Origin of the sequence: Hyphomonas sp., assembly GCF_046313735.1 — a bacterium.
In the GTDB taxonomy this organism is placed as follows: domain Bacteria; phylum Pseudomonadota; class Alphaproteobacteria; order Caulobacterales; family Hyphomonadaceae; genus Hyphomonas.
In genome coordinates, this window is the sequence record NZ_JBKBXW010000030.1 from 1 (window position 1) to 13,278 (window position 13,278).

Below are 13,278 nucleotides of genomic sequence, written 5' to 3' on the forward strand. Positions count from 1 at the left end.
CGAGACGCTCACATCCCGCTTCGCCTCCGCCGAGCCGGGGTTCGACGCGCTCAGCGCGCGGCGAAGCTCAAGCCCCTCCGCATAGGCAGATTGCGCCCCCGCAAGGTCCCCCGCCCGAACCGCCACATCGCCCAGCCTCTCCAGCGAGACGCTCACATCCCGCTTCGCCTCCGCCGAGCCGGGGTTCGACGCGCTCAGCGCGCGGGCAAGCTCAAGCCCCTCCGCATAGGCCGCCTTCGCGCCCGCAAGGTCCCCCGCCTGAACCGCCATATCGCCCAGCTTGTTAAGCGAGACGCTCACATCGCGCTTCGCCTCCGCCGAGCCGGGGTTCGACGCGCTCAGCGCGCGGGCAAGCTCAAGCCCCTCCGCATAGGCCGCCTGCGCGCCCGCAAGGTCGCCCGCCTGAACCGCCACATCGCCGGTTTCGCGAAGCGCAACAGATTTTTCCCGTGCATCCCCGGCTTTTTCCAGAGCGGATTGCGCTGCGACCCGCGCGCCCGTGGTATTCCCCGCATAGCTTTGCTCCAGCCTTGCGAGGTAAATCCAGGCCCAGAAGTCGCTCGCATCCAGCCGGGTGGCTTCGCGGTACGCGGTCAGGGCGCGGGCGGGGTCGGTGTCGAAAGCGAGGGCGCCGATGTCGCGCCATTTCCGGGCTGCGTTGGCCATGTCGGCACGCGCGGCGGCTTCGAGGTCTTCAAAGCCCTGCGCCGTGTTGCCTTCGGCGATTTCGCGGGCGGCTTCGGGCTCCTCGGTGATTGTGCGAGTGATGGCCTCGGCCTTGGTTTCGGCGCGGGCTGGGTCGGGAGCTTCGTCGTTTTGAGGGGCGAGACGGGCTGCGACGGCATCGGCGAGGCGGTCATAGTCGATCTCGGGAACCGCAACGGCGACAGCGCCCCCGCGTTTCGGCAGGGCGGAGACGATTGTCAGCCCTGCCAGCATGCTTCCGACAGCCGCAGAGGCATAGGGCCACCAGGGTATCCAGACTTCGCGGTCCTGCCATGTCTCATGGGTGGGAACGGTGAGGTCTGCGTTGGGGAACGCCCACCATGTTGCTGCCACTCCCGCCAGGGTGGTGAGGACTACGAACAGGAATTTTAAGAACGCTGCCATGTACACCTCGCATCCCTATTCAATCGCAAGGGGACGGTGCGTCAATGATTATGGGGGGCGGTGGGGAGGCTGGGTTCCGGCTTTCGCCGGAATGACAGGGGGGAGAGGGAGTGCGCGTTGCCGTGAGAAGGCCCCGGATAGCCGCTTTGCGGCTTCCGGAATGGCACGGGGCGTGGGCGGCGGGCTACATCCGGAAGACGCCGAAGCCGCGCTCGCCGAAGGGGGCGTTGAGGCTGGCGGAGAGGGCGAGGGCGAGGACGCGGCGGGTGTCGGCGGGGTCGATGATGCCGTCGTCCCAGAGGCGGGCGGTGGAGTAGTAGGGGTTGCCTTCGGCTTCGTAGAGGTCGCGGATGGGCTGTTTGAAGCTCGCCTCTTCCTCGGCGCTCCACTGGCCGCCGCGCCGCTCGATGCCGTCGCGCTTGACGGTGGCGAGCACGCTGGCGGCCTGCTCGCCGCCCATGACGGAGATGCGCGCGTTCGGCCACATGAAGAGGAAGCGGGGCGAATAGGCGCGCCCGCACATGCCGTAATTGCCGGCGCCGAAGCTGCCGCCGGTGACGATGGTGAATTTCGGGACGCTGGCGGTGGCGACGGCGGTGACCATCTTGGCGCCGTCCTTGGCGATGCCGCCGGCCTCGTATTTCGAGCCGACCATGAAGCCGGTGATGTTCTGCAGGAAGACGAGCGGGATGCGGCGCTGGTCGGCCAGCTCGATGAAGTGAGCGGCTTTCTGCGCGCTTTCGGAGAAGAGGATGCCGTTGTTTGCGAGGATCGCGATGGGCATTCCGTAAAGATGGGCGAAGCCGCAGACGAGGGTTTCGCCATAGAGTTTCTTGAACTCGTGGAATTCCGAGCCATCGACGAGGCGGGCAATGACTTCGCGGGCGTCATAGGGCTCGCGGACATCCCGGGGGACGAGGCCGTGCATCTCTTGCGGGTCGTAGAGAGGTTCGGCGGGGGCAGCGAGCTCGAAGGGCCGGGGTTTGGGTTTGCTCAGCGTACGGACGATGGAGCGGACGATGGCGAGGGCGTGGGAATCATGGGCGGCGTAATGGTCCGCGACGCCGGAGCGGCGGGCGTGGACATCGGCGCCGCCGAGATCCTCTGCGCTGATTTCCTCGCCGGTGGCGGCCTTCACGAGCGGCGGGCCGCCGAGGAAGATGGTGCCCTGCTTGCGCACGATGACGGTTTCATCCGACATGGCGGGGACGTAAGCGCCGCCGGCGGTGCAGCTGCCCATGACGGCGGCGATCTGGGGGATGCCCTTCGCGCTCATCTGCGCCTGGTTGTAGAAGATGCGGCCGAAATGTTCCCGGTCCGGGAAGACTTCAGACTGGTGGGGCAGGTTCGCGCCGCCTGAGTCGACGAGGTAGATGCAGGGCAGATGGTTTTCCATCGCCACTTCCTGCGCGCGCAGGTGTTTCTTGACCGTGATGGGGAAATAGGCGCCGCCTTTGACGGTCGCGTCATTGCAGACGATGAGGCATTCCCTGCCCTCGACACGGCCGACGCCAGTGATGAGGCCCGCGCCGGGGGCTTCGCCGTCATACATGCCGTTGGCGGCAAGGGCGCCGATTTCGAGGAAGGCGCTGCCGGGGTCGATGAGGCGTTCGACCCGCTCGCGCGGGAGGAGCTTGCCGCGCTCTGTATGGCGGCGGCGGGAGTCTTCCGGACCGCCGAGGGCGGCTTTGGCGGTCTTTGCGCGAAGCTCGTCCAGCAGGGCCTGCATGGCGGCGCGGTTGGCGGCGAATTTTGCGCCGGAGACGTCGATGGCAGATTTGAGCACCGGCATGGCGGCAATTCCTTTATGGCGGATCACGCAGCGTTTACCGCTGGATTAGCGGCGCCCCCCGGCCCTGTCACCGGTTGGTAAACTGTTTTGTGCTATCCACTTAGCAGGTTTCGACCAGGGCATTACGATTATGGGCATCTTCCGGCGCGGGCCCGCCAGCATTTCACCTGACCTGACAGCGGTGCCGCTGCTGAAGGATGTTTCGCAGCGGGCGATGAAGATGGCGGGCAAGGAAGCGCGCTGGTTCTCGCTGCCGGCGGGCCAGCCGCTGTTCCTGGCGGGCGAGGCAGCTGATTCGATCTATTTCGTGCTGTCAGGTGCGCTGGGGACGTTCAATTCGGCGGGCGATTTCGTCGGCCATATCCGACCCGGCGAGCCGGCGGGCGAGATGGCGCTGTTCCTCGGCGGGACAGACCTGAATGGCGACGGGGCACCAAATGATGCGCCGCATACGGGATCTGTCTATGCCTTGCGCGATTCTGAAGTGGTGGCGCTGTCGCGGGCGGGATGGAACCGGCTGGTGCGGTCCGAGCCCGAACTGCTGGAGGGGATGATCCGGATTATCCTGCGCCGGCTGGGCCGGGGCGGGCCAAGGATGGCGGAGGCGCCGCCACGGGTGTTTGCGCTGCTCTCCACCTCGCCCACCATCGACGTGCCTCTGCGGGCGCGGATGCTGCGCACCGCGCTCAGCCGTTATGGCCGCAAGGCGGTGATCGTGGACGAGGCAATGGGCGGGGAGAAGCCGGCGGCGTTCTTCGATGACCTGGAAGCGCGCCATGACGCCGTGATCCTGATTGCGCCGATCGGGGATTCGGCCTGGTTCCGCCTGGCCACGCGGCAGGCGGACCGGATCTGGGTGCTGGCGCGGTCTGATGCGCGCCCCTCCACGCCGCTGATGCCGGAGGACAGCTCGCCCGCGCAGCGGCTGAAGCTGCTGGACGTTGTGCTGCTTCATCCGGGGGCGGAGCGCCGGGCGGCGCGGCCGCAGGAATGGGTGGACGCCGCCGGGGCGCAGCGCCTGTTCCACTGGCGCGGCGACAGCCTGGAGGACGCCGCAAGGCTGGCGCGGGTGATGTCCGGACGCTCCGTGGGCGTCATATTCTCCGGCGGCGGGGCGCGGGCCTACAGCCATATCGGTGCGGTCCGGGCGATGCGCGAGCTGGGCATTCCGATTGATTTTGCGGGCGGGGCCTCGATGGGCGCAGTTGTTGCCGGCTGCGTGGCGATGGGCTGGGATGATGACGAGATCGACCAGCGTATCCGCAAGGCCTTCGTCGAGACCAATCCGCTGGGCGACTATAACCTGCCGGTCGTGGGCATGGTGAAGGGCAAGCGCGTCAACCAGCGGCTGGAGGAGCATTTCGGCGACACCGAGATCTGCGACCTGCGCATTCCGTTCTTTGCCCTGTCCACGAACCTTGCGACCAGCAAGGTGCGCGTGCACCGGGCCGGGCGGCTGCGCGACGCCCTGCGCGCGACGATTTCCCTGCCCGGCATCCTCCCGCCGGTGGTGGATGGCAATGACATTCTCGTGGACGGCGCGGTGCTCGACAATTTCCCGGTGGATCTGATGCGCCAGATGCATCAGGGCTATGTGGTCGGCAGCGATGTCTCGCGCCAGCCGGATGGGCTGAACACGGATGAATTCGTGCGTCCGCTGAGTTTCTGGCGCTGGGTGCTGAAGCATGGCTTCTCCGCGCCGCCGCCGATTGCGGGCCTGCTGATGCGGGCGGCGACGATCCGCGATGACCGGCTGAGCCCGCGCGACATGGCCGATGTGCTGATCCTTCCGGACCTGCCGGATGTGGAGCTGCGCGACTGGAAGGCGTATGATTCGGCGGTCGAGGCAGGCTATGCGGCGGCCATGGACGTGCTGAAGGACCATGAGATGCGCGGGCTGGGCGCGCCGGCCTGAGCCCCTTTCCGGACGGCCCGGACGAGCAGGTCATATCCGGCGCGAACTGTATATTTTGCTACAGGCGCAATAGTTTTCCGGCCGGTCCGCACCCGGAGGGAAATCAACATTGTGTTAAGCAAGTTGGCGGATCATTCCCAAAAAAATACAACCAACATGATAGTAGGCTGAAGGAATACTCTCCCATGGACGCAAGTCTCCTGGACCTGCTGCCGCTGGTTGTGTGCGAAACCGCGCCGGTCCGCGATGATCAGGGCAACATCATCGACCTGGAATGGGTGGATGCCAACCGGCTGATGAATGAATCAATCCTGCCGGAAGGCGGCAGCATTGTCGGGATGCGGGTGTTCGAGTTCGACCCGGCCTATCGTGAATCCGATATGGTGAAGAACGTCATCGAGGTGATCGAGACGGGTGAGCCGCGCACCTTCATCACCGGCAAAGGCCGGGCGGCGGCGATGCTGGGCAAGGTGATGAAGACGATCATCACCCCTTCCCCGCGCGGCGCGATTGCCTGCTCGCACGAGATTACCGATATTGCCGAGGAGCGCGACCGGGCGCTGAATCGCCTGAACCTGGCACGGGCGGCTTGCGACTATGCGATCCACGGCATCGTCATCACCGACGCGAACAGCAACATTCGCTATGTGAACCATGCGATCACGGAGCTTCTGGGTTACTGCGAGAAAGACCTCGTGGGCGAGAATGTCGGCGTCATTTTTGGTGTCAAGACGCTCAATCCGGAGGTTGCGCTGAGTTCCAAGGCGATCAGCGATATCGAGGATGGCAAGTTGATCCGGCAGGTGGCCGATGCCGAAGCCGTGACGAAGGATGGCGAGCGGATCCGCGTGCAGGCGTCCACCTCCAGCGCGCATTGGGGCGACACCGGGAACATGGTGTTCATCACCTACATCCGCGATGTGCGCGAGGAACGCCGCCGGGCGCATGAGCTGCGCGACGCGCTGCACCGGGCCGAGCAGGCCACGCGCCTGAAAAGCGAATTCCTGGCCAATATGAGCCATGAGATCCGTACTCCGCTGAACGGCGTGCTGGGCATGGCGCAAGTGCTGACCCATAGCGGGCTGAGCCCGCAGCAGGCCGAACAGGTGAATGTGATCCTGGAATCCGGCAAGACGCTGATGGTGCTCCTGAACGACATTCTTGACCTGTCGAAGATCGAGGCCGGGCGGCTGGAGATGTCACCTGTGCCGGGCGATGTGCGCCACAAGCTGAGCAGCCTGTTCCGCCTGCACGAGACGGCAGCAAAGGAAAAAGGCATCGGCCTGCGCCTGCATGTGGACCCGAGCGTGCCCTCGCGGCTGGTGTTCGATCCTGTCCGTATACGGCAATGTATCAGCAATCTTGTGTCCAACGCCATCAAGTTCACGAGCAAGGGCGAAGTGCTGACGGTGATGACCGCTGCCGAGACGGGAGACGGTGATCATCTGGTGACTGTGCATGTGACAGACACTGGCTGCGGCATCGACAATGCGAAGCTCGACCGGATTTTCGAATCCTTTGCGCAGGAGGATGGCTCCACGACACGCAAGTTCGGCGGCACGGGGCTTGGACTGTCGATCACACGCAAGCTGGCGCGGCTGATGGGCGGGGATGTGACGGTCGTCAGCGAGCCTGGGCGCGGATCCGTCTTTACCCTGACATTCCGGGCAGAGGCGGCGGACATGATGCACCCGGCGGCCAGCAGCAAGCCGGAGCTGCGCCCGGTGAAGGCAACGCGTGCGGGGCTGACAGGGTGCCGGGCGCTGGTGGTGGATGACAATGGTATCAACCGCCGGGTCGCGCGCTCGTTCCTCGAATATTACGGCATCGTGATCGGCGAGGCGGCGGACGGGCATCAGGCGCTTGAGGCGCTGCAGCGCGAGCCGTGGGACATCGTGCTGATGGACATTCATATGCCGGGCCTCGATGGGGCGGAAGCCTTCCGGCGGCTGCGCCTGTCGGACAGCCCCGGGCGGATGGTTCCGGTGATCGCGCTGACGGCTGATTCCATGCACGGCGACCGGGAGAAATACCTCGCCATGGGCTTTGACGGCTATGTCTCCAAACCCATCGACGAGCGCACGCTGACGGCGATGATCAGCAGGCTGCTGAGCGTGCCGGTCGAAGATCGTATGCAGGTGGCCAGCTGACGCGGGGTCAGTTTCCGGCGGCGTGGACGCGGCGGCGGAAAGCTGACATCTAGGACCGTGACGAGGCTGGCGGCGGAGACCGGCCCTCTGAACGGAGGCGATCATGGGCAAGACCCCGAAACCCCACAAGGCCGTGGGCGAGGACTTCCTCGCCGAGGCGAAGCAATCGAGCGTCGTGCACAGATTTCCCTTCCCGCCGGCGATGGTGTGGAAGGCGCTGCTTGATCCCGTGGCATGGACCGAGTGGCTGCCGATCACCAAGGTGACATGGACGAGCCCTGAGCCGTTTGGCGCCGGCACGACGCGCACGGTGGAGGTCGGCAACGAGATCATCGAGGAGACGTTCTTTGCCTGGGAGGATGGCCGGCGGATGGCGTTCCGCTTCGAGGCGTCCACTCTGCCGGTGACGGCGGCGGTGGAGGATTACCGGGTCGTCGGCGTCGATGGCGGCTGCGAGATGCACTGGACGGGCAAGGCGGCGGCGCCGCTGCTGCTCGGCGGCATCATCACCGGCCAGCTGGAAAAGGGCCTGCGCGAGGGGATGCCGAAGCTGGAAAAACTGATCGCGGCGAACCCGGAGCGGTTTCGCTAGAACTCTGATTTGTCGCGGCGTTTTTTCCGAAAACCGGTTCCCACTTTTCGGAACGCCGCTTCAGGATCACCCCGGCCTGCCGCGGGGCCATTCGAGGGGGGCGGTTTGGTAGCCGAGGGCCTGCGCGCGGGCGAGGATGCGGTTGATAATGTCCGGGTCCGGATCAGCCTCGCGGGCGAGGATCCAGAGATACTGGCCGCGCGGCTCGCCCACCAGAACGGCGGAATAGTCCGGCTCCAGATGAAGCACCCAGTAATCGCCCTCGGCGAAGGGGATCCAGCCGGGCGCAAAGCGGACTTTCAGTTTCGCATTGCCGGAGCCGTCAAGGATGCGGGCGCTGCCTTCGATATCGTCCGTGCCGCCGTCCTCGGTCTCGCAGGAGTTGAGGACCGAGATGCGGCCATCCTCGCGGCGGGCGTAGATGGCTTCGCTCGGCCCGCAATTGCGCTGGAACCAGTTCGGATAGCGCGCGATCTCGAACCAGCGCCCGGCATAACGGTCGATGTCAACCGAGGCGACGGTGGGCGGTGGCTCCGGATTGTTGCGATAGTCCGGCTGCGAGATGCAGGCGGTGAGGAGTGGCAGTGCGAAGGCGGCGGCGAAAATGAAGCGCATGGCAGATTATCTATCCTTGCGGCCCGGAGGGTCAACCGGCTGCACCTGCCAGTTCAGGGCGCGGACGATTGCGCGCCGAAGAATGCAGGCACAATCCCGCGCAAGACTTCATGCCTGCCGAGCAGCAAGTGTCCGCCAGTTTCATACCGGATGAATTCTGCGCCGGGGATGCGGGCGGCAAGGGTTTCGCTGATGGCGACCGGGTTCAGCCGGTCATCGGCGGCATGGATGACGAGAACCGGCGCGCGGATGGCTTCCAGTTCGTAGACGGCGCCAGGATCGACTGCAGCGATCTCATTGCGCAGTCCATCCAGCCGGCCGGATGCAGGCTGGAAACCGTCGATCAGGCGCTGCACGAAGGTTGTATCTTCTTCCGTGGTCAGAAGATCCGGGCGGGCATCAAAAGCAGACTTCAGGGTTTCCGGCGCGATCCGCCGCAGCGTCCAGAAGCCGGCATCACTTCCCGCAATTGCCGTATAGACGGAAGCCGGGACCGGGCGATCCTCGACTTCGCCGCTGAACGGTGTGAAGGGGGCAGATGACAGGAGAACCATCGCGCGCACCTGCCCCGGATGGCGGGCCGCGAGTTGAAGGGCGGGCGGAACGCCGCCGGACATGGCGAGCACATCGACCGGTCCGGGGGTGTACGCGCTCAGGAAGGCTGCGAGCGCATCGGCTTGCGCAGCGGTGGAGGCATCCGGCGGCAATGGACTGCGCAGGTAGCCGAAGCGCGACACGGCGACCCAGCGGCGGCCCGTGCCGCCGACCGCATCTGCGAGGAGCAGGCCCTGATCAAAGCCGCCCCCTGCCCCATGGATCACGAGGACGGGCGGCCCCTCGCCCATGGCGGCATATTCGACCGTTCCGAAGGGCGTTTGCATGAGTTCAGATTGAGCAGCGAGCGCTTTGCGCCGCTCAAGCGATTCCGTCCGTGAAAGGACAATGGCAAATCCCAGCCCGGCAATCAGGACTGCGGCCAGCACACCGAACAGGGTGAACTGGCCGCCGATGGTCACGCCGTCTCGCCGAAGAGTTCGCGGCCGATGAGCCAGCGGCGGATTTCGCTGGTGCCGGCACCGATTTCGTAGAGCTTGGCGTCGCGCAGGAGGCGGCCTGTGGGGTAGTCGTTGATATAGCCGTTGCCGCCGAGGATCTGGATGGCGTCGAGGGCGAGCTTCGTGGCGATTTCGGCCGCATACAGAATAGCGCCGGCAGCGTCCTTGCGCGTGGTCTCGCCCCGGTCGCAGGCCTTGGCGACGGCATAGACATAGGCGCGGGCGGCGTTCATCTGGACATACATGTCGGCGATCTTGCCCTGGATGAGCTGGAATTCGCCGATGGGCTGGCCGAACTGCTTGCGGTCGTGGATGTAAGGCAGGACGACATCCATGCAGGCCTGCATGATGCCGATGGGGCCCGCAGAGAGGACCGCGCGCTCATAATCAAGTCCGCTCATCAGGACGCCCACGCCGCCATTGAGGGGGCCCATGACGTTTTCTTCCGGCACTTCGCAGTCCTCGAACAGGAGCTCGCCGGTTTCCGAGCCGCGCATCCCGAGCTTGTCGAGCTTCTGGGCGACGGAATAGCCTTTCATGCCGCGCTCGATCAGGAAGGCGGTGATGCCGCGGCTGGCTTTCTCCGGCTCGGTCTTGGCATAGACGATGAGAACGTCCGCATCCGGAGAATTGGTGATCCACATCTTGGTGCCGTTGAGGATGTAGCGGTCGCCTTTCTTCTCGGCGCGCAGCTTCATCGAGACGACGTCGGAGCCCGCCCCACTCTCGCTCATGGCGAGGGCGCCGAGATGCTCGCCGGAGATGAGTTTCGGCAGGTAGCGGGTTTTCTGCGCGTCATTGCCCCAGCGGCGCAACTGGTTGACGCAGAGGTTCGAGTGGGCGCCATAGGAGAGGCCGACCGAGGCGGAGGCGCGGGAGATTTCCTCCATCGCGACGACGTGTTCGAGATAACCGAGGCCGGTGCCACCCCAGTCTTCCTCCACCGTGATGCCGAGGAGGCCAAGCTCGCCCATCTTGGGCAACAGGTCGCGGGGGAAAACGTCCGTCCGGTCGATTTCAGCGGCGCGGGGGGCGATTTCGGCCTGGGCAAAGTTTTTCACGGTTTCGCGGATCATGTCCGCCGTTTCACCGAGATCGAAGTTCAGTGTGGGATAGGTGTTCGTCAGCATGGGGCTTCCCTAGCAAGGCTGCCCCTGCCTGTCAGCCGCTATTCCTCGCCGGAGAGGGCGCGGTAGAGGTAATAGGTCGAGACCACGAACAGGAAACCGCCGCCCAGCGCCAGCAGCGGGCCGAGCCAGAGGTCCGCCTCGCTGACGGGCGCGCTGGCGGCGAGGGCGATGAAGCGCTGGACGCCCGCAAAGAGGCCGACAAGGCCGAGGCCGGACAGCAGCGCGAAGGGCATCCACTGGCCGAGCCGGATGGCGCCATTGCGATGTGGCTGGCTGCCGCCATTCTCGCGGATGGCGCGCGCGACGCTGGCCGGGTCGATGGACGCGGGGGCGAGATCGTCGACCATGGCCGATTCGGCCGGCGGCAGCGGGGTGTCCGGGTCTGAATCCGGGGCCGGCGCCGGGACGGGCTGGATAGGCGGCGGCGGGGGCGCAGCCTCCTCGACCGGCTCTGGCGGGGGTGCGGCTTCTGCATCGGCCACAGGCGGGCGCAGGCCCCGGCGGCGCTCGATGCCATCGGGCGGGCCACGCATGGGAGATGTCGGGGCAGACGGGTCGGCCGGGCCGGCGAGGTCGGCGATGGCGCGGGTGATTTCCTCGACGCTGAGGCCAGCGGGCGGGCTTTCGGGGATGGGCTGGGGCGTCTCCCGGCCTGTGTCTGCGCCTGTGTCTGCGCCTGTATCTGCGCCTGTATCTGCGCCTGCGTCGCCGAGGATGCGGGCGAGGCGTTCGGAGACGGCGCGGGCCGCCGCCTGCGGCGGAGACAGGACCGGCTGGACGCTGGCGGGACCGGGCCGCGCGGCGGCCGGGCGGGTGTCGATGATGACGGGGGCTTCTTCCGGCGGCGGCGGCGCGGCGGCGCTGCGCGCCGGGCTCTCATCCGGCATCGGGCGCACGAGCGCGCCGGGCACCGGGGCGGGCCCGGCGGGATGGCTGAGGAACAGCGCGATCTCGGCCGCGCGGCGGCGCACGAGGGCGTCGATGACCCGGACCTCGCTGCCCATGCGGCCCTTGCGCCAGTGCCACATATCCCCTGCGGCCGCGAGGCGGTCGCCCTGGTTCAGGTAGGCGAGCACGCCAGAATTACGGAAGGCGCCGGGGCCGATGTTCCAGGCGAAGGAGACGAGGGCGTCGAATTCGTTCTGGGTGAGCGGGGCGAGCACCTGTTCCTGCAGCATCGTCTCGATGGGCGGAAGGTCTGCAAACTGCAGCAAGAGCTGCGCATCAGCGCGGGTGATCCGGAGCCCGGACCGGGCCGTGCGGGTGTGGCCGTAACCGATCAGCCACTGGCCATCCGGCAGGCGGCTGGCACGCGGCCGGAAGCCCTCGAAGCCCATGATGAGCTCGAGCCCTTCCGGGGATGTGCGCAGCGGGCCACCCAATAGCTGCTCCATTCTGGTACGAACGGCATTTTGCCTACTGCCATGCTGTGCAAAAGGCGCGCCTGTTCGCCTGAAGCGCGAGATTCGGCCTGAAATCCGGGCGGATTATAACAGGACGAGGCTCGCAAGGCCGAGGAAGGTGAAGAACGCCATCACATCAGTCAGCGTCAGGACGAACACGGACGAGGCCACGGCAGGGTCTGCGCCGAGGCGTTTCAGGGTCAGCGGCACGAGGATGCCGGAGAGGCCCGCCCAGAGGAAAGTGGCAAGCATCGCGGCGGCGATTACGATGCCAAGGCGCAGGTCGTTGAACCAGAAGACAGTGATCAGGCCGACACCCGCACCGATGATCAGGCCGTTGATCAGGGCTGCGAGGACTTCGCGCAGAATGGTGCGCCGGGCCGAAGCACCGTCGAGTTCGCGCGTGGCGATGGCGCGCACGGCGACGGCGAGCCCCTGGCTGCCGGCATTGCCGCCAAGGGCGACCACGACCGGCATCAGGATGGCGAGGGCGACAAGCTGTTCGATGGCGCCTTCGAAGACCGAGATGATCGCCGAGGCGATGAAGGCGGTGAGCAGGTTTACCGCGAGCCAGGGGACGCGGGCCTTGACGGTCTCGAAGACGGTATCAGAGGCATCCGCCGAGGACACGTTCGACAGGGCGAGCAGGTCTTCCGAATGCTCTTCCTGGATGACGTCGACCATGTCATCGACCGTGATCATACCGACGAGGCGGTTGGCATGGTCGGTCACCGGGGCGGAAGCGAGCGAGTATTTCTGGAACTGGAAGGCGACGTCTTCCTGATCGAGATCCGGGGTGAGCGTTGTTGTCGGATCGTGCATGATGTCTTCGAGCTTCACATCGCGCGGCTGGCGCAGCAGCGCGGCGAGCGGCACGATGCCGAGCAGCCGGTGGGCCGGATCGACGACATATATCTCGTAAAAGGTTTCCGGCAGCTCTGCGCCGAGTCCGCGGGCATGGTCGATCGTTTCGCCGACGCTCCAGAATTCGGGCACGGCCACGAATTCGGTCTGCATCAGGCGGCCGGCGGTTTCCTCCTCATAGGCGAGGCTGCGCTCAAGCTCGGCCCGGTCAACGGGGGCGAGGTCTTCCAGGATGCGCTCGCGCCGATCTTCCTCGAGGTCTTCAAGGATGGTGGTCGCGTCATCGGAATCGAGTTCGTCGAGCGCCTGCGCGACGGCCTGGTCGGGCAGCATCTCGACCGCGCCTTCGCGGTAGGAATCGCGCAGCTCGATCAGGATTTCGGAGGGCAGGTCCTCGCCGAGAAGCTCGACGGCTTCCTCGAACTCGTCATAGGGCAGCGTTTCCAGCGCGTCGGCAGCGTCGGCCGGGTGCATCCGCCGCAGCGTGCGCGCCAGCCAGCGGATGTCGCGCTCGGCCACGGCATCGGCAATGTCGCGCACAAGCGCGGCATCGGCCTTCTGGGTTTCGGCCTGAGACTGGGAGCTCTGATCGGTCATCGGCGCCTGTCATGCCCGCAGCCGCACGCCGGGGCAAGGGCGCCAGCGGGCCGCA

General features: G+C 66.2%; 9 protein-coding genes and 1 pseudogene. 3 read left to right on the forward strand and 7 right to left on the reverse strand.

Annotation, left to right across the window (positions count from 1 at the left end):
• Together ACK4SV_RS13985 and ACK4SV_RS13990 are read right to left on the reverse strand one after the other, a co-directional pair.
• Positions 1–1,110, reverse strand: a pseudogene (locus tag ACK4SV_RS13985) (hypothetical protein); the annotation flags it as partial.
• A gap of 184 nt (positions 1,111–1,294) precedes the next feature.
• Positions 1,295–2,902, reverse strand: coding sequence for a carboxyl transferase domain-containing protein (locus ACK4SV_RS13990; protein WP_409918461.1), 1,608 nt, complete (start codon positions 2,900–2,902; stop codon positions 1,295–1,297).
• Positions 2,903–3,032: 130 nt separating this feature from the next.
• Between ACK4SV_RS13990 and ACK4SV_RS13995 the strand changes: the two genes are divergently transcribed.
• The 3 genes from ACK4SV_RS13995 to ACK4SV_RS14005 all read left to right on the forward strand — a co-directional run bounded on the left by ACK4SV_RS13995 (position 3,033) and on the right by ACK4SV_RS14005 (position 7,559).
• The gene (locus tag ACK4SV_RS13995) at positions 3,033–4,817 is read left to right on the forward strand and encodes a patatin-like phospholipase family protein (protein ID WP_409918462.1); all 1,785 of its coding nucleotides are present in this window, start codon (positions 3,033–3,035) and stop codon (positions 4,815–4,817) included.
• Between the two features lie 185 nt (positions 4,818–5,002).
• Positions 5,003–6,967: an ATP-binding protein gene (locus tag ACK4SV_RS14000; protein ID WP_409918463.1), complete on the forward strand. Its 1,965-nt coding sequence runs from the start codon at positions 5,003–5,005 to the stop codon at positions 6,965–6,967.
• 103 nt (positions 6,968–7,070) lie between these two features.
• Entirely contained in the window at positions 7,071–7,559 is a 489-nt protein-coding gene (locus ACK4SV_RS14005; RefSeq protein WP_409918464.1) for an SRPBCC family protein, read from the forward strand.
• Positions 7,560–7,625: 66 nt separating this feature from the next.
• On the opposite strand, the gene ACK4SV_RS14010 is transcribed toward ACK4SV_RS14005, so the two are convergent.
• From ACK4SV_RS14010 to mgtE, 5 genes are all read right to left on the reverse strand, one after another.
• The gene (locus tag ACK4SV_RS14010; RefSeq protein WP_409918465.1) at positions 7,626–8,174 is read right to left on the reverse strand and encodes a lipocalin family protein; all 549 of its coding nucleotides are present in this window, start codon (positions 8,172–8,174) and stop codon (positions 7,626–7,628) included.
• A gap of 53 nt (positions 8,175–8,227) precedes the next feature.
• Entirely contained in the window at positions 8,228–9,190 is a 963-nt protein-coding gene (locus ACK4SV_RS14015; protein WP_409918466.1) for an alpha/beta fold hydrolase, read from the reverse strand.
• Complete coding sequence (locus ACK4SV_RS14020) at positions 9,187–10,359, reverse strand: isovaleryl-CoA dehydrogenase (protein ID WP_409918467.1); 1,173 nt, start codon at positions 10,357–10,359, stop codon at positions 9,187–9,189. The genes ACK4SV_RS14015 and ACK4SV_RS14020 overlap by 4 nt, the downstream gene beginning before the upstream one ends.
• A 38-nt stretch (positions 10,360–10,397) precedes the next feature.
• A complete protein-coding gene (locus ACK4SV_RS14025) occupies positions 10,398–11,753 on the reverse strand; it encodes a glycoside hydrolase family protein (RefSeq protein WP_409918468.1) in 1,356 nt (451 codons plus the stop codon).
• 93 nt (positions 11,754–11,846) lie between these two features.
• On the reverse strand, positions 11,847–13,223 hold the full coding sequence (gene mgtE, locus ACK4SV_RS14030; protein ID WP_409918469.1) for a magnesium transporter: 1,377 nt from the start codon (positions 13,221–13,223) through the stop codon (positions 11,847–11,849).
• Positions 13,224–13,278: the final 55 nt, after the last annotated feature.